This window comes from Rhodopseudomonas palustris, from assembly GCF_003226555.1.
Classification (GTDB): Bacteria; Pseudomonadota; Alphaproteobacteria; order Rhizobiales; family Xanthobacteraceae; genus Rhodopseudomonas; species Rhodopseudomonas palustris_I.
This window is the reverse complement of record NZ_QKQS01000042.1, coordinates 127,885-144,753: the sequence shown is the minus strand read 5'-3', so window position 1 is coordinate 144,753 and position 16,869 is coordinate 127,885. Positions and strand designations below refer to the sequence as shown.

At 66.1% G+C, this 16,869-nt stretch carries 10 protein-coding genes and 2 rRNA genes; 5 read left to right on the top strand and 7 right to left on the bottom strand.

All coding sequences use genetic code 11. From position 1 onward, the window contains the following. Together DNX69_RS25995 and rrf are read left to right on the top strand one after the other, a co-directional pair. A 23S ribosomal RNA gene (locus tag DNX69_RS25995) occupies positions 1-129 on the top strand; the annotation flags it as partial. Between the two features lie 77 nt (positions 130-206). Continuing rightward, positions 207-321 (top strand): 5S ribosomal RNA (gene rrf / locus DNX69_RS25990). A 98-nt stretch (positions 322-419) separates the two neighbouring features. On the opposite strand, the gene DNX69_RS25985 is transcribed toward rrf, so the two are convergent. From DNX69_RS25985 to DNX69_RS25965, 5 genes are all read right to left on the bottom strand, one after another. Beyond that, positions 420-2,039, bottom strand: a complete 1,620-nt coding sequence (locus DNX69_RS25985) for a sulfite reductase subunit alpha (RefSeq protein WP_110788900.1) — start codon at positions 2,037-2,039, stop codon at positions 420-422. Then, positions 2,036-3,808 (bottom strand): NirA family protein, encoded by a 1,773-nt coding sequence (locus tag DNX69_RS25980; RefSeq protein WP_110788899.1) that lies wholly within the window; start codon positions 3,806-3,808, stop codon positions 2,036-2,038. Before DNX69_RS25980 ends, DNX69_RS25985 begins: the two co-directional genes overlap by 4 nt. 39 nt (positions 3,809-3,847) lie before the next feature. Further along, the gene (locus DNX69_RS25975) at positions 3,848-4,270 is read right to left on the bottom strand and encodes a globin family protein (RefSeq protein WP_110788898.1); all 423 of its coding nucleotides are present in this window, start codon (positions 4,268-4,270) and stop codon (positions 3,848-3,850) included. Positions 4,271-4,757: 487 nt separating this feature from the next. After that, a complete protein-coding gene (locus DNX69_RS25970; RefSeq protein WP_110788897.1) occupies positions 4,758-5,918 on the bottom strand; it encodes a CmpA/NrtA family ABC transporter substrate-binding protein in 1,161 nt (386 codons plus the stop codon). Then, complete coding sequence (locus DNX69_RS25965; protein ID WP_110788896.1) at positions 5,915-6,499, bottom strand: ANTAR domain-containing response regulator; 585 nt, start codon at positions 6,497-6,499, stop codon at positions 5,915-5,917. Before DNX69_RS25965 ends, DNX69_RS25970 begins: the two co-directional genes overlap by 4 nt. A gap of 200 nt (positions 6,500-6,699) precedes the next feature. On the opposite strand from DNX69_RS25965, the gene glpK reads away from it, so the two are divergent. From glpK to DNX69_RS25950, 3 genes are all read left to right on the top strand, one after another. Then, positions 6,700-8,202 (top strand): glycerol kinase GlpK, encoded by a 1,503-nt coding sequence (glpK, locus tag DNX69_RS25960; RefSeq protein WP_110788895.1) that lies wholly within the window; start codon positions 6,700-6,702, stop codon positions 8,200-8,202. A 682-nt stretch (positions 8,203-8,884) separates the two neighbouring features. Continuing rightward, positions 8,885-9,652: a carbonic anhydrase gene (locus DNX69_RS25955; protein ID WP_207803192.1), complete on the top strand. Its 768-nt coding sequence runs from the start codon at positions 8,885-8,887 to the stop codon at positions 9,650-9,652. Positions 9,653-9,688: 36 nt separating this feature from the next. Continuing rightward, positions 9,689-11,743: a HAMP domain-containing methyl-accepting chemotaxis protein gene (locus DNX69_RS25950; RefSeq protein WP_349626989.1), complete on the top strand. Its 2,055-nt coding sequence runs from the start codon at positions 9,689-9,691 to the stop codon at positions 11,741-11,743. 765 nt (positions 11,744-12,508) lie between these two features. Here DNX69_RS25950 and metH read toward each other — a convergent pair. Further along, a complete protein-coding gene (gene metH, locus DNX69_RS25945) occupies positions 12,509-16,381 on the bottom strand; it encodes a methionine synthase (protein ID WP_110788893.1) in 3,873 nt (1,290 codons plus the stop codon). A gap of 11 nt (positions 16,382-16,392) precedes the next feature. Next, the gene (locus tag DNX69_RS25940; protein WP_110788892.1) at positions 16,393-16,794 is read right to left on the bottom strand and encodes an endonuclease domain-containing protein; all 402 of its coding nucleotides are present in this window, start codon (positions 16,792-16,794) and stop codon (positions 16,393-16,395) included. Positions 16,795-16,869: the final 75 nt, after the last annotated feature.

Genomic DNA, 16,869 nt, shown 5'->3' with positions numbered 1-16,869 from the left:
GCGGGAAACCCACCTCAAAACGAGCATTCCCTTGAGAACCGTGGAAGACGACCACGTTGATAGGCCGGATGTGGAAGTGCGGCAACGCATGTAGCTTACCGGTACTAATCGTTCGATTGGCTTGATTGCTCTCATTATCAGTGTCCACCACACCAAAGTGGTGACCAAGAAACCAGATATTGCTTCGTGCTTTTGTCCTTCGCCGGCCTGGTGGTTGTAGCGAGGAGCCTGAACCCGTTCCCATCCCGAACACGGCCGTTAAACTCCTCAGCGCCAATGGTACTTCGTCTCAAGACGCGGGAGAGTAGGTCGCTGCCAGGCCTGCAAAGGACAAAAAACCCTCAAACATCACGATGACAAACACAAACAAAACGCCGCCTTCCTCCGGGAAAGGCGGCGTTTCGCGTTTGGACTTCCCCTCAGTACACGTCCTGCTGATAGCGGCCCTGCTTCTTCAGCTCGGACACGAAAGCCGTCGCTTCCGCAGCTGAGCGCGCGCCGTGCTGCGCGACGATGTCGACGAGGGCGCGTTCGACGTCCTTGGCCATGCGCTGGGCGTCGCCGCAGACGTAGAGGCTGGCGCCTTCGGTGAGCCAGCTCCACAGGTCGCGTCCGACCTCGCGCATCCGGTCCTGGACGTAGATCTTCTCGCCGCTGTCGCGCGACCACGCCAGCGTCAGCCGGGTCAGATGGCCGGCGTTCTTCATCGCCTTCAATTCGTCCTCGTAGAAGAAGTCCGACGCCGAACGCTGATGGCCGAAGAACAGCCAGTTCTTGCCGGGGGCTTTGATCGCGTGGCGCTCGTGCAGAAAGGCGCGGAACGGCGCGACGCCGGTGCCGGGGCCGATCATGATGATCGGCTGGTTCGGATCCGACGGCAGCGCGAAATTATGCGCCTTCTGCACATAGGCGCGCAGCGTCTCGCCCGGCTGCACCCGTTCGGCAAGGCCGGTCGAGCAGACGCCGAGTCGCTGCCGCTTGCCGATTTTGTAGCGCACGCAATCGACCGTCAGCGTCAGCCGCCCCGGTGCGGTCTTCGGCGACGACGAGATCGAGTACAGCCGCGGCTGCAAAGGATCGAGCGCCTCGATGAACGCTTCCGGATCGGGGCGGAGGCCGGGGAATTTCTCCAGCGCGGCGAGCACGTCGAGCGTCGCGGCATCGCCGTCGGGATCCTCGCCGCTGGCGAGCGCGCGCGCGGTCTTCCGCTTGTCGCCGCCGCTGATGTAGCTGATCAATTGGAACAGCATGTCAGGCGCCGGCGCCAGCGACACGCTGTCGAGCAGCGTCTCGCGCAAGGTCCGTTGGCCGATCGGCAACTCCGCCGGTGCGCCGAGCGCCGCGATGATCGAATCGACCAGCGCCGGATCGTTACTCGGAAACAGCCCGAACGAATCGCCGGCCTCGTAGCTCAGACAATCCTCCAGCTCGAACTCGACGTGCCAGGTCTCCTTCTCCGAGCCCGGTTTGTTGAGCCGGCGCCGTGACAGCACTTTCGCGGTCGCCGGATTGTCGCGCGAAGTGCCGCGCGGCGGCAGCGCCGCGACCGGCGCGGCATCGGCGGCGAGCGACGGCGCATGCTCCAGCGTCGGCGCCGCGCCGATCTGTTCGGCCAGCGTCTTCACCATCCGTGCGGTGTCCTTGCCGCCGGGGGCGCACAGGTTCAGCCGGGTCTCCTTGCCGTCGAAGATCGCGCCTGAGTAGTTGCGGCAGTCGTAGCCGCATTGCCCGCAATCCTGCTGCGCCATTGCGGCCATCAGCTTCCAGCGCAGCGGCTTGCCCTCCGCAAGCTGCATGCGCTCGCCAATCGGCAGGCTCTGATCGTGCCACGGTGCGCCGCCGTCGTCGTCTTCGTCCGCAGGCGCGGGACCGCCGGCGAGCAAGGCGGCGGCTTGCTCACTCGACAGCGCGGTGACGCCGTTGCCGTCGAGCGAAACGAGGCCGGCGAAGAAGCCGTTGAGCCAGGCGCGTTGCTCTTCGGAGAACGGCGCGGTCTCCGGCACCAGCATTGGCATCGGCGGCGGCAGGTTCGGGCTCATGCCACGGTCTCCACGGGCTTGTCGAAGGCGAAGAGTTGAGCGAGCGTCGCCGCATCGTGGCGGCGGACGAAGGCGAGGAAGGTTTCGGCGGGCGAGGCGCGTCGCGCCAAGTAAGTCTGCAGCATCCGCTCGATCACGCGTGGTGCATCGTCCTGCTTGACGTCGCGCAGTACCTCGGTGCCGATCGCCGCCTCCGAGCCGAAGCCGCCGCCGACATGGACGTGAAAGCCTTCGATGCTGTCTTCATCCGAGATCGCGACCTTGGCGCCGATCAGGCCGATGTCGCTGATGAAGTGCTGGGCGCAAGAGTTGTGACAGCCGGTCAGGTGAATATTGATCGGACTGTCGAGCGCAACGCGCGGCTCGCAATGCTGCGCGATCGCCTCGGCGGTTTCCTTGGTATGTGCGGCGGCGAAGCGGCAGCCGCTGGCGCCGGTGCAGGCGATCAGCCCGGCACGGATCGGCGAGGCGGAGGTCGCCAGCCCCAGCGCCTCGATCGCGGCCATGGCCTCCGTCACGCGCGCGTCGGCCACGCCGGAGATCAGCAGATTCTGCCACACCGTCAGCCGCAGATCGCCGTCGCCGAAGCTGCGCGCGATCTCGGCGAGGCCGCGCATCTGCGCCGAGGTGAGATGCCCCGTCGCCAGGCGCACGCCGATCCAGTTCAGCCCGGCCTGCTGCTGCGGATGCACGCCGAGATGCGCGGTGCGGTCCTGCGCAGGCCGCGGGGCCGCCGCCTCGGCCGGCACCCGGATCAGCTTGCGGCCGAGTGTCTCCTCCACAAGCTCCAAGTATTTGTCGAAGCCGAACGCATCGAGCACGTATTTCAGCCGCGCCTTGTTGCGGTCGGTGCGGTCGCCGTGCTCGATGAACACCCGCACGATCGCGTCCGCCACCTCGGTCGCCTCATCGGGAGCGACGATCACGCCGGTGTCGCGGGCGAAGTCCTTGTGGCCGGTGATGCCGCCGAGCGCGAGACGGAAGTACACGCCGGGCGCGACGCCATGGCCGTCCGCGATCGTCACCGCCTGGAACGCGATGTCGTTGGTGTCTTCCAGCGTCGGGATCAGTCCGCCGCCGTCGAACGCGACGTTGAACTTGCGCGGCAGCCCGAACAGCGCGCGTTCGTTGAGGATGTGGAAGTGCCAGTCGCGGGCGTAGGGCCTTGTATCGATCAGTTCCTGCGGATCGATCCCGGCGGTCGCCGAGCCGGTGACGTTGCGGATGTTGTCGGCGCCGGAGCCGCGCGCCCACAGCCCCAAACTCTCGATGCCCTGCAGCAGCTTCACGGCGTTCTTCGGCGCGATCTCGCGCATCTGCAGATTGGCGCGTGTCGTCACATGCGCGTAGCCGGCGGCCAGCGTATCGGCGAGATCGGCGAGGCCGGCCATCTGCCACGAACTCAGGATGCCATTCGGAATCCTCAAGCGGCACATATACGAAGTCTGCGCCGGGGCGACATAGAACAGCCCGTAATAGCGCCAGCGGAAATTGTCCGGCGGCTTCGGCGCGGCGTTGTCGCGTGCCTGCTGCTTCAGCCGCGAATAGGCGTCGAACGGGTGCTGCTCGCGCTTCCACTTCTCCTGGTCGTTGAGCTTCTTGCCCGCCGCGGTGACGCGGTCCTGGGCGGCCAGGTGGATCGCGTCCGGGCCGCTCGGCGATGCGGCGCCGCCGGCCGGCAGGCTGCCACGCGCCGCGCGGGCCGCGGTGACGCCGCTGGCAAAACCCTCGAGATAGCGCTTCTGGTCGATCGAGAATTCGTTGCCCATCGCCGCCTCACGCCGTCCGCACGGGGAGGGGCTGTGCGATCAGCGCGGCGTGGTGTCGCCGGAAGCCGCCGCCAGCATGGTGTCCGACAGCATTGCATAGGCGTCGCGCCAGGCGGCCGCGAGCTCCGGCGTCCAGTCGGCGCCGAATTCCTGCTCCAGCGTCCACAGCAGCGCCGCGCCGAACGGCGTGTAGTCGGCGGCGCCGACGCCGTAGGCGACGTGCAGCCGCGCCAGCCGCCCCGCGGCCGGCAGGATGGTGGCGAGATCGGTCAGCCCGGTCACCACCACGTTCAGCGTGCTCATCAGCTTCTTGCCCTGCCGGCGCATGTCGCCGTGAAACAGCGCCCGCAGCTCCGGCGCGGTCGCGAACAGGCGCGCGTAGAACAGCGTCGCGGTCTCGTCCGAGATCGGTGCCAGCCGTGCGAAGCTCTGTTGCACCAATGCGATCGCCTGCGGCGTCATCACGGTCCTTGGTTGCGATGTGGTCTCCCCGACATCCGTACACCAAGCGCTGCATCGACCAATCCCCTTTGCACGGGGCGCCTCGAACCCACGAAAAAAAGCCGCTGCCTGGTTGCTCGCGGAGCGAGGCCAGGACAGCGGCGGTGCTGTCGGAGTTTCGATGACGCCAGGACGCCCCACCGGCATCCTGCAAAGACAGTCGAGCGAATTTCGTGCCAATTGCTGGTAGGAGAGGGATTTAGCTGGATTGTCAGGCGCTTAGCGGCTCTCGCAGGGAATGCCAGAGCCTGCTCGAAGCCGCCGTACGCCGCTGCCTGGGTGAGCAGCATGGCGATGAAATGTGCAGCGCAGCGGGAGTCGCCGTTCCCGTGCGTCGTCATTCCGGGGCGCGCGGCAGCGAACTAGCCCGGAATCCGAGATTGTCAGGCACCAGCGAGATTCCGGGTTCGCGCTGGCGCTCGCACGGAATGACCAGCCTGGTTGCTTGTCAGCGTTTGATCTGCAGCTTCTGCAGATAGCCGGCGATGTCGTCGGGATCGAACGCGCCGCCGGTGCATTCGCCGATGCCGTCGGCGGGCGCGCCCGGCAATTCCGGAGCCGCGCCGACTGCGGCGTCATACAGATCCGGCCGGAACACCGCCTTGGCGGCGGCGAGCAGATCGGCCGACAGCGGCGCCTGTCCCCAGCGCACCATTTGCGCGTAGTTCCAGGCGCCCTGCACCGGATCGGGCCGCGCCGCGGCTTCGCGCCCGACCAGCAGATAGCGATCGGTCGCGCGGATCGTGCCGTCCGCCGCGACCTTCAGCCGGCCGTCGAGCGTGCGGCGAATCAGCTCCGGCGTCACTTCGATCCGTCCCGGTGCAGTGAGGATCGCGCAGACCTCGTCGCGGTTGGCGGTGTCTTCGATATAGTCGGCGGCGCGGGCATGGGCGCGGATCAAAGCCTGCAGCACCTCGGGATGCTGCGCGGCCCAGCTCGCCCGCACCGTCAGCATCTTCTCGGCGGCGCGCTGGAACAGCTCGCTGGTGAAATGCAGGATGGTGCCGATGCCAAGATCGATCGCCACCGAATTCCACGGCGCGCCGACGCAGAAGCCGTCGAGATGTTTGCTGGCGAGACTTTCCACCATGAACGGCGGCGGCAGCACCACCAGCCGCAAATCTTCGTCCGGATCGACGCCGCCGGCGCCCATCCAGAACCGCAGATCGTAATTGTGGCTGGAGAACGGGAAGGTCATCCCGAAGGTCAGCGGCTCGTGGCCCTTGGCTTTGCGCTCGGCGACGACCCGCGCCAGTGCGCGTGCCGAGACGACCGGATCGGCGACGTCGCCGTCGGCCATCGCGACGATCGCGGCGTGCAGATCCGGCGACACCGTGATGGCGTTGCCGTTGACGCCGAGGCCGAAGCCGGAAATCACCGGCACCTTGACGTGGCCGATGCCGAGGCTGGAGGCGACCGCCAGTGGCGCGAGCAGATGCGCGGCGTCGAACATCCCGATGTTGAATTTGTCGCGGACATTGGCCCAGGAGATCTCGCGCACCAGCTCGACGTCGAGTCCCTCGGCGGCACAGAAGCCCTTGTCGGCGGCGACGATCAGCGCGGCGGCGTCGACCAGCGGGATGAATCCGATGCGCAGCCGTTCGCTCATTTCAGCATCTCCGAAGCCGTGATCACCGACTGGGCGATCTCGGCGATCTTCTTCTTCTCGTTCATCGCGGTCGAGCGCAGCAGCACGTAGGCCTGCTCCTCGGTGAGGCCCTTGGCCTTCATCAGGATGCCCTTGGCGCGGTCGATCACCTTGCGGTCCTCCAGCGCCGAGCGGGCGTTGCTCAGCTCGGTTTCCAGCTTGGCGAAGGCATTGAAGCGCGAGATGCACAGATCGAGGATGTGCTTCATCCGCTCCTTCTTCAGTCCGTCGACGATGTAGGCGGAGACGCCGGCATCGACCGAGGCCTGGATCGAGGCGGTGTCGCTCTGGTCGACGAACATCGCAATCGGCCGCTTCACGATCCGGCTGACCTGGAACATCTGCTCCAGCATGTCGCGGCTGGGGTTCTCGAGGTCGATCAGGATCACGTCCGGGTCGATCTGGTAGATCCGCGCCAGAAGGTTGGTGGTGCCTTCGAGATGGGTGATGTCTGTCATCCCGGCTTCGCGCAGGCCTTCGGTGAGAATCGCGGCGCGCACCGGGTTCTCATCGACGATGACGATCTTGAGCGAGCGGTCCATCACGGGCGGCGGTACCTGTGGAAGGCGGATAGCAGCACAAACCATATCCCGGTCGGCAATTGAAGCAGATTGATTGTGCGGCGCGGGCCGCCCGAGGTTCAAACCGGGCGCCGCCGGCGCCCGATATTGACGGCGAAACCGCGATCGGGTGGGGTGGGGCAAAACCGTTGTCGTCATCCATCTTCCGGGGAAGAACGCTGATGCCTTTCGTCATGGCCATCGATCAGGGCACCACCTCGTCGCGGGCGATTCTGTTTCGGTCCGACATTTCGATCGCGGCCTCCGCGCAGCAGGAATTCCCGCAGCATTTCCCGGCCTCCGGCTGGGTCGAGCACGAGCCCGAGGACATCTGGGCGACCACCATCGCCACCTGCCGTGCCGCGATGGACAAGGCCGGCGCCACCGCCGCCGACATCGCCGCGATCGGCATCACCAACCAGCGCGAGACCGTGGTGGTGTGGGACGCCGTCTCCGGCCAAGCGATCCACCGCGCCATCGTCTGGCAGGACCGCCGCACCGCGGAGTTCTGCACCCGGCTGAAAGCCGAAGGGCTGGAGCCGATGATCACCGCCAAGACCGGGCTGATCATCGATCCGTATTTCTCCGGCACCAAGGTCGCCTGGCTGCTCGACAACGTCCCCGGCGCCCGCGCCCGCGCCGAGCGCGGCGAGCTGAAGTTCGGCACCGTCGATTGCTATCTGCTGTGGCGGCTGACCGGCGGCAGGGTCCACGCCACCGACGCTACCAATGCTTCGCGCACGCTGCTGTTCAACATCCACGACGGCGCCTGGGACGACGAGCTCTTGAAGCTGCTCGGCGTGCCGCGCTCGATGCTGCCGGAGGTCAAGGATTCCTCGGCGCATTTCGGCGACAGCGTGCCGGAATTGTTCGGCGGCGCGATCAGCATCCGCGGCATCGCCGGCGACCAGCAGGCGGCGACCATCGGGCAAGCCTGCTTCACGCCGGGCATGATCAAGTCGACCTACGGCACCGGCTGCTTCGCGCTGCTCAACACCGGCACGACGCCGGTGAAGTCGAACAACAAGCTGCTGACCACCGTCGCCTATCAGCTCGATGGCAAACGCACCTACGCGCTGGAAGGTTCGATCTTCGTCGCCGGCAGCGCGGTGCAGTGGCTGCGCGACGGCCTCGGCGTGATCAAGCATGCCTCCGAGACCGGGCCGCTCGCCGACAAATCGGATTCGGCGCAGAGCGTGTATTTGGTGCCGGCGTTCGTCGGCATGGGCGCGCCGTATTGGAATCCTCGGGTGCGCGGCGCGCTGTTCGGCCTGACGCGCAACACCGGCCCGGCCGAACTCGCCCACGCCGCGCTGGAGAGCGTGTGCTACCAGACCTTCGACCTGTGGGCGGCGATGCGCGCCGACTGGCCGGACGCCGACGCCGCCACCACCGTGCTCCGCGTCGACGGCGGCATGACCGCCTCCGACTGGACCATGCAGCGCCTCGCCGATCTCTTGGACGCGCCGGTCGACCGTCCCGTGATCCAGGAAACCACCGCCCTCGGTGCCGCGTACCTCGCCGGCCTCAGCGCCGGCGTCTTCCCCGAACCGCAAAAATTTGCCGACAACTGGCGCCTCGACCACCGCTTCCGCCCCGCAATGAGCGCGGCGACGCGGGAGCGCAAGCTCGCAGGCTGGGCGCGTGCGGTGAAGGGACTGCTGGCGACGGATGAGGGGGAGTGAGGCCGGGGCCTCGTAAGCACGAATTTAAGAGGCTGATGCAGGCAATGGGTTTCGCTGGGTTCAGCCGTTTTACGAAGCTCCTGTGACCGCGTCGCAAGCCTCTCGTTCGTCATTCCGGATTGCGCGCCGTTGCGCGCAAGTCCGGAATCCATAATCCGTTTGCTGTCGGCTGCGATGATGCGCGGAACGAGATTGTCAGTCCATCACCAGCGGTGATGATGGATTCCGGGCTGGCGCTGCGTGCGCCCGGAATGACGCAGCGAGCGGACCCTCGTCCGCCGCGATCCTCACGACGATCCTCACCGGTGCTAAGCGACGCGTCATCATCGCGGCCGATGCGTAGTTGTACGAGGTGCTACGTAATCGTGCGGGCGGCCGTCGGCGGATGGTGCGCAATTAGACAAACGGATTGTTAGTTCCCGCATGGAACTCTCGCGTCGTTCGGGGGCGGAGCGGCGATTCGATCGCGCGCGTCGCCGCATCGGCGGAATTCCTAAGATCGATGAAATCGGGTCGCGGAATTTCGTAGGTGAGCCCGGGCGAGCGTTTAACGATGCCGTCAGCTTGCGGGCCGTTCCGGTAGAACTACGCGTTGAGCGGTCGGCTGTTCAAAAACTAGAAGCACGGCGCCGGCACGCGCGATGGTCGCGCAGATCCGGCGTCAATATCGAGGGCATTGCACATGTCGATCAATCGCAGGTCGCTTCTGAAGGGCTTCTTGGCATGCGGCTGCTGCGCCGCCGCGGGCGCGAGCTTCGCCGACGGAGCCAGTCACGGCGTGCACTGGGGGTACGAGGGCGAAGGCGCCCCCGAGAAATGGGGCGATCTGCAGTCCGACTACAAGGTCTGCCAGCTCGGCTCCGAGCAGACCCCGATCGATCTGGCCGGCGGCATCAGGGGCGAGCCGGGGGTCGCGCAGCACGACTACAAGCCGATGCCGCTGCGCATCGTCAATAACGGGCACACCATTCAGATCAACGCCGAGCCCGGCTCCTCCTGCGTCGTCGACGGTGTGCGCTACGAGCTGCTGCAGTTTCATTTCCATCATCCGAGCGAGCATCTGATGGCCGGCAAGCGGTTCGAGATGGAATGCCATTTCGTCCACAAATCCGCGAGCGGAACGCTGGCGGTGACCGGCGTGTTGATCCGCCCCGGCGCAGAGAACGCGGCGCTCAAGGGCGTGTTCGATCAGCTTCCGGCGAAGGCCGGCGCCGAACTGCGGGCGGATGGCACGATCGATCCGGCCGCGGTGTTGCCAAAGAGCGGCGGCTTCTTCCGCTACATGGGCTCGCTCACCACGCCGCCGTGTTCGGAGGGGCTGACCTGGACGGTGTTCAAGGAGCCGATCGAACTGTCTCCGGCCCAGATCCAGCGTTTCGCGGCGCTGTTTCCGAACAATGCGCGACCGGTGCAGCGGCGCAACCGTCGCTTCCTGATCGACGCCTCCTGATCCGCCCGATTGAGGTTAGACACTAAGGTCATGACGATGTCTTCAGCCCCCTCTGCAACTTCCGGCCTGTTCGGGTTCTTCACCAACCGCCGCATCAACACCAAGGTCATGCTGGGCTTCGCCGTGGTGCTGGCGTTGACGGCGGGGCTGGCGACGATGTCGTATCGCGGCTTCAGCAAGGTCAGCGACGGCTTCCAGATGTTCAATCAGCGCGTCGGCGTCGTCGGCATGGCACGCGAGATCGAGCGCGGCTTCGTCGGCTATCGCCGCTTGGTTCGCGAATATTCGCTGACCGGCAGCGAAGCCGAGATGCAGGAAGCCAAGAAGCGACAGGCTACACTCGCCCAGCAGATTCAGCGGGCCCTGTCCGAGACCGGCAATCCGGAGCGTCACCAGAAGCTGGTCGAACTGGATCAGGCCTTCAAGAAGTACAGTGCCGATTTCGACAAGCTGATCGCGTTGCGGCAGGGGCAGGATAAACTGGTCCGCGAGGTACTCGATCCGCTCGGCGCGAAGTCCCGCGTCGAGATCGAAGACATGCAGGCGCTCTCGGTGAGCAAGTCGGGTAGTTCGAACAATATGGTGCTGGCCGGCGAGGCGCTGAAGCAGTTGCTGCTGGTCCGCCTCAACGTCAACAAGCTGCTCGGCCGCCACGAACAGAGCTCGGCCGACGGCGCCGAGAAGGCGCTGGCGGAGCTCAAGCAAGCGTTGGTGGCGTTCTCCGCGTCGATCGTCGATGCCGACGTCCGCACCCTGTTCGCCGACGTCAATGGCAACGTCGAGAAATATTCGGAAGCGTATCATCAGGCCGCACACAACGCCCATGAGATCGAGCTGCTCGGCAATGGCGAGATGACCAAGCTGGCGCGGGAGGTGACCGCGGACGCCGAAGCCATCAAGGCGTCGGGCATCGCCGAGGAAAAGCAGATCGAGCACGAGACCAGTGATTTGATCGCCACGACCGAGCGGCTGGTGGCGGTGCTGGCGATCGGCAGCCTGGTGCTCGGCGTCGTCCTCGCCTGGCTGATCGGCCGCGCCATCTCCAAACCGGTAATCGGGCTGTGCGCCGGGATGCGCGAACTCGCCGACGGCAATTTTGCGGTCGTGCTGCCGGGCCTCGGCCGCGGCGACGAGGTCGGCGACATGGCTCAGGCGGTCGAGACTTTCAAGGTCAAGGCCGAGCAGAAGGCCCATGCGGAAGCCGAAGCCAAGGCCGAGCAGGATCGTCAGGCGGCGCTGGCGCGCAAGCAGGAGATGATCCGGATGGCCGACGAGTTCGAGGGCGCGGTCGGTGAGATCGTGCAGACGGTGTCGTCGGCCTCGACCGAGCTTGAGGCGTCGGCGACGACGCTGACCGCGACGGCGGAGCGCGCCCAGACGGTCTCCATCGCGGTCGCAGCGGCGTCCGAGGAAGCATCCACCAATGTCAATTCGGTGGCCTCGGCGACCGAGGAGATGGCGTCGTCGGTCAACGAGATCAGCCGCCAGGTTCAGGAATCCGCGCGGATCGCCAACGAGGCGGTCGCCCAGGCGCAGAACACCAACGCGCAGGTCAGCGAATTGTCGGTGGCGGCCGCGCGCATCGGCGACGTCGTCGAGCTGATCAACACCATCGCCGGACAGACCAATCTGTTGGCGCTCAACGCCACCATCGAGGCGGCGCGCGCTGGCGAGGCGGGCCGGGGATTCGCTGTGGTGGCGCAGGAAGTGAAGGCGTTGGCCGAGCAGACCGCCAAGGCCACCGGCGAGATCAGTGCGCAGATCAGCGGCATCCAGTCGGCGACCGACCAGTCGGTTTTCGCGATCCGCGAGATCGGCGCCACGATCGCGAAGATGTCGGAGATCGCCTCGACCATCGCCTCGGCGGTCGAGCAGCAGGGCGCTGCCACGCAGGAGATCTCGCGCAACATTCAGCAGGCGGCGATGGGGACGCAGGACGTGTCGTCCAACATCGTTGAAGTTCAGCGTGGCACCGCGGAAACCGGCTCCGCGTCGGGCCAGGTGCTGTCGGCCGCCAAGTCGCTGTCACGGGACAGCAACGTCCTTCAGCAGCAGGTCGCGACGTTCCTGTCGACGGTGCGGGCAGCCTGACCGGTCGCGCACCCGCAAGCGTTCGTGGATCATCTCTTGACAATATTCCTACAAGGACTATAGTCCGCATCGTCCTGTCCGTGAGGGGCGCTTCTCGAGGGCGCTTGGAAGCGGGACAGATCGTCGGCTGGGAGACCGGCCGGTGAGGGTTTGGCGAAGCTGCATGGTGCAGCGGCGCCGGGCTCGACGCGGCGTCCTGCGCGAGCGGCCTCGCAAGCCGATCGTCCGGGAGGCAGAAGGTCAGCGCAAACAAGTTTACGCAGTTTGCGCAAAGCAAACTGCTATGCCGCCGCTACTATGAGCGGCTGCCCAGTGCGAGGCTGGACGGGACGGAACGAGGCGGGAGAAATCCCCGTGCTCCCCGCGCCCGGAAGAACGGTCCCGATGCCAAAAGATCGCCGCTGGTGGGCGCGCCGTAAGGCGATGCGCGATGGATCGCAAGCCATCGCGACCAACCACCGACTTTGCGCCGCGCGGCGCGCCCCCGCCCCTCGTCGTGACGACGACGGGCGCATAGCTCGGGCTCGTTGGAGCCGCGAGAACGTAGCTGCGTGGCTGTTTGACATTTTGAAAGCGATGGGCGCGGTCGAGCAGAGCGGTCGTTTCACCTTCCGCCGTCATCGTCCGGCTCGACCGGACGACCCAGTATTCCAGTGCGTAGGTTGCTCTGCCGACCGCTTACTAACAACGCTCTGGAATACTGGGTCCCCCGCCTGCGCGGGGGACGACGATTGTGGGTAAACGCCCGCTGAATAGGAAGGCGAATTACTTCGCCGTGACCTTCGACTTGCGCCAGGCGAGATGCACCGCGCAGTTGCAGCCCTCGGGGTGCGAGGCCAGCGCGGCGTCGTCGGCGGAGAGCGGCGCGGCGGCCTGCGGCGCCAGCAGCGGCATGCCGGTTTCGTCGGTGGTGCGCGCCGGAATGTAGTTCAGCACCGGAGCCAGCCAGCGTTCGGCGGTGGCGACGTCCCAGCCTTTTCGCGCGGCATAGTCTTCGACCTGATCGCGCTCGATCTTGCCGACGCCGAAATAGGCGCTCTGCGGATGGCTGAAATACAGCCCCGACACCGACGAGCCGGGCCACATCGCAAAGCTCTCGGTCAGCGTCACGCCGGCGGAGGCTTCGGCGTCGAGCAGATCGAACAGCGTGGCCTTCTCGGTGTGATCGGGCTGGGCCGGATAGCCGGGCGCCGGGCGGATGCCCTGATACTTCTCGAGGATCAGATCCTGGGCCGACAGGGTCTCGTCCGGCGCGTAGCCCCAGAATTCGCGGCGGACGCGGGCGTGCATCCGTTCGGCGAAGGCTTCGGCGAGGCGGTCGGCCAGCGCCTTGACCATGATCGACGAATAGTCGTCGTGTTCGGCCTTGAACTTGTCGGCGATCAAATCCTCGCCGATGCCGGCGGTGACGACGAAGCCGCCGATATAGTCGGCGACACCGCTCGCAACCGGCGCGATGAAGTCGCTCAGCGCGGCGTTGGCGCGGCCTTCGCGCTTGTCGAGCTGCTGGCGCAGCGTGTGCAGCGTGGCGATCGGCGAGGTGCGGGCCTCGTCCGCATAGACCAGGATGTCGTCGCCTTGCGCGTTCGCCGGCCAGAAGCCGATCGTCGCCTTGGCGGTGAACCAGTTCTCATTGACGATACGCTCCAGCATCTTGCGGGCGTCGGCATAGAGAGGCCGCGCCGCCTCGCCGACCACGCTGTCGTCGAGGATCGCAGGGAAGCGCCCGGCGAGCTCCCAGGCCTGGAAGAACGGCGTCCAGTCGATGTATTCGGCGAGCTCCGCCAGCGAATAGCCGCTGAAGCTCCGCGTGCCGATGAAGGACGGCTTCACCGGCTTGGTCGCGGCCCAATCGATCTTGGTGGCGTTGGCGCGGGCGGCGGCGAGCGTCAGCCGCTTCTTGTCGGCCTGGGCGCGATGATGCGCCGCCGAGATCTTGGCGTAGTCGGCGCGGATCTCCGCCGCGTAGGCCGGCCCGCGCTCGCGCGACAGCAGCGAGGAGGCGACGCCGACCGCACGGCTGGCGTCGTTGACGTGGACCACGCTGCCGGCCGGGTAGGCGGGGTCGATCTTCACCGCGGTGTGGACGCGGCTCGTCGTCGCGCCGCCGATCAGCAGCGGCGTGGTCATGCCGTTGCGCTGCAGCTCGCCGGCGAGGAAGCTCATTTCATCCAGCGACGGCGTGATCAGGCCGGAGAGGCCGACGATGTCGGCGTTCTCGGCCTTCGCCGTCTCGATGATCTTGGCGGCCGGCACCATCACGCCGAGGTCGATCACCTCGAAATTGTTGCACTGGAGCACGATGCCGACGATGTTCTTGCCGATATCGTGGACGTCGCCCTTGACGGTGGCGAGCACGATCTTGCCGGCGGAGGCGCGTTCGCCGGTGTCGGTGCCGGCGGCGAGATTGCGCGCCTTCTCCTCTTCCATGAACGGCATCAGATAGGCGACCGCCTGCTTCATCACGCGGGCCGACTTCACCACCTGCGGCAGAAACATCTTGCCGTCGCCGAACAGGTCGCCGACCACGTTCATGCCGGCCATCAGCGGACCTTCGATGACGTGCAGCGGCCGCTCCGCCTTGGCACGCGCTTCCTCGGTATCAAGCTCGATGAACTCGGTGATGCCGTGCACCAGCGCGTGGCTGAGCCGCTGCTCGACCGGCCACGAACGCCAGGCGAGGTCCTGTTCCTTCTGCTGCTTGCCTTGGCCGCGATATTTGTCGGCGAGCGCCAGCAGACGTTCGGAGGCGCCGGGATCACGGTTGAGGATGACATCCTCGCACACCTGGCGCAGCTCGGGATCGATGTCGTCATAGACGATCATCTGCCCGGCGTTGACGATGCCCATGTCCATGCCCGCCTTGATGGCGTGATACAGGAACACCGAGTGCATCGCTTCGCGCACCGGCTCGTTGCCGCGGAACGAGAACGACAGATTGGAGACGCCGCCGGAGATGTGGGCGTGCGGCAGGTTTTGGCGGATCCAGCGCGTCGCCTCGATGAAGTCGACGCCGTAATTGTTGTGTTCCTCGAGCCCGGTGGCGATCGCAAAAATGTTCGGATCGAAGATGATGTCTTCCGGCGGGAAGCCGACGCGGTCGACCAGGATGTCGTAGGCGCGCTTGCAGATCTCGGTCTTGCGCGCGTAGGTGTCGGCCTGGCCGGTCTCGTCGAACGCCATCACTACGACCGCGGCGCCGTGCCGGCGCGCGATCCTGGCTTCATGCAGGAACTTGTCCTCGCCCTCCTTGAGCGAGATAGAATTCACCACCGGCTTGCCCTGCAGGCACTTCAGACCGGCCTCGATCACGTTGAACTTCGATGAGTCCACCATCACCGGCACCTTGGCGATGTCCGGCTCGGCGGCGACGAGATTGAGGAAGGTGACCATCGCGGCTTCGGAATCGAGAAGCCCTTCGTCCATGTTGACGTCGATGATCTGGGCGCCGTTCTCGACCTGGTCGCGTGCCACCTGCAGCGCGGCGGCGTAGTCGCCGGCAGTAATCAGTTTGCGGAATTTCGCCGAGCCGGTGACGTTGGTGCGCTCGCCGACATTGACGAACGGAATGTCCTTGGTCAGCTCGAACGGCTCGAGCCCGGATAGCCGCAGCCGCGGCTCGATCGTCGGGATCACGCGCGGCTTGTGCGAGGCGACGGCTTCGGCGATCGCCTTGATGTGCGCCGGGGTGGTGCCGCAGCAGCCGCCGACGATGTTGACGAGACCGGCTTCGGCGAATTCGCCGACCAGCGAGGCCATGTACTCCGGGGTCTCGTCGTATTGGCCGAATTCGTTGGGCAGGCCGGCATTGGGATAGGCACAGACCAGCGTATCGGCGACGCGGCCGATATCGGCGATGTGGGCGCGCAGATCCTTGGCGCCGAGCGCGCAGTTGAAACCGATGGTCAGCGGCGCCGCGTGCCGCACCGAATTCCAGAACGCTTCCGGCATCTGGCCCGACAGCAGGCGGCCGGATTTGTCGGTGATGGTGCCGGAGATCATCACCGGCACGTCGATGCCGCGGGCTTCGGTGATCTCGGCGATCGCATACAGCGCCGCTTTGGCGTTGAGCGTATCGAAGATGGTTTCGAGCAGCAGGATGTCGGCGCCGCCGTCGAGCAGGCCGTTGATCTGCTCGCTATAGGCGATGCGCAGATCGTCGAACGTCACCGCGCGGTAGCCGGGATTGGCGACGTCGGGCGAGATCGAGGCGGTGCGGTTGGTCGGGCCGATGGCGCCGGCGACGAAGCGCGGCTTGCCGTCTTCGGCTTCGACCTTGGCGGCGGCATTGCGGGCGAGGCGGGCGCCGTCGCGGCTCATCTCGTAGGCCAGCTCCGACATGTCGTAGTCGGCCTGGGCGATCGAGGTCGAGGAGAAGGTGTTGGTGGCGACGATGTCGGCCCCGGCGCGCAGATACTGCGCGTGAATGTCCTCGATCGCCTGTGGCTGGGTCAGGATCAACAGATCGTTGTTGCCGCGCAGGTCGCGGTGGAAGTCCTTGAACCGCATCCCGCGAAACGCAGCCTCGTCGAGCTGCAACTGCTGGATCATCGTCCCCATCGCGCCGTCGAGCACAAGGATGCGCTCGGCGGCGAGGGCACGAAGACGATCGGCGATCGGGGTTTTGGAAGTCGACATTTGCAAGCTACTCAGCGCGGCTCCCTCTCCCCATCGGGGAGAGGGCTGGGGTGAGGGGGATCGAACGCATGCGGCCGGAGCGTTCGAGCAATCGTTTCGAGCACGCCGTCGATGTTCGACAGCACGTCGTTGTTCCAGAACCGAACGACCAGATAGCCCATCGCGGAGAGCACCTCCGTTCGCGCCGCATCCTGCTCGGTCTGCTGTCCATGTTGTCCGCCATCGAGTTCGACGACGAGCCGTGCTTCGGTGCAGCAGAAGTCGACGACGAATCTGTCGATCGGAAATTGCCGCTTGAACTTCCATCCATCGAGCTGGCGATTGCGGAGGCGGCGCCACAGCAACGTTTCGGCCTGCGTCGGCTGAGCCCGCAGGCGCCTGGCGATCGGTGTACGCGTGGTGCGGATGACCATCGGTGCCGGTGCCCCCTCACCCCAAACCTCTCCCCAAAGGGGAGAGGGAGCGCGCGGTGCGTGTGGAGAGTTCAG

Bases quoted from the DNA above. Each gene is read 5' to 3' on its own strand.
- DNX69_RS25985 (WP_110788900.1), bottom strand. From the start codon at position 2,039: ATGAGCCCGAACCTGCCGCCGCCGATGCCAATGCTGGTGCCGGAGACC.
- DNX69_RS25980 (WP_110788899.1), bottom strand. From the start codon at position 3,808: ATGGGCAACGAATTCTCGATCGACCAGAAGCGCTATCTCGAGGGTTTT.
- DNX69_RS25975 (WP_110788898.1), bottom strand. From the start codon at position 4,270: ATGACGCCGCAGGCGATCGCATTGGTGCAACAGAGCTTCGCACGGCTG.
- DNX69_RS25970 (WP_110788897.1), bottom strand. From the start codon at position 5,918: ATGAGCGAACGGCTGCGCATCGGATTCATCCCGCTGGTCGACGCCGCC.
- DNX69_RS25965 (WP_110788896.1), bottom strand. From the start codon at position 6,499: ATGGACCGCTCGCTCAAGATCGTCATCGTCGATGAGAACCCGGTGCGC.
- glpK (WP_110788895.1), top strand. From the start codon at position 6,700: ATGCCTTTCGTCATGGCCATCGATCAGGGCACCACCTCGTCGCGGGCG.
- DNX69_RS25955 (WP_207803192.1), top strand. From the start codon at position 8,885: ATGTCGATCAATCGCAGGTCGCTTCTGAAGGGCTTCTTGGCATGCGGC.
- DNX69_RS25950 (WP_349626989.1), top strand. From the start codon at position 9,689: ATGTCTTCAGCCCCCTCTGCAACTTCCGGCCTGTTCGGGTTCTTCACC.
- metH (WP_110788893.1), bottom strand. From the start codon at position 16,381: ATGTCGACTTCCAAAACCCCGATCGCCGATCGTCTTCGTGCCCTCGCC.
- DNX69_RS25940 (WP_110788892.1), bottom strand. From the start codon at position 16,794: ATGGTCATCCGCACCACGCGTACACCGATCGCCAGGCGCCTGCGGGCT.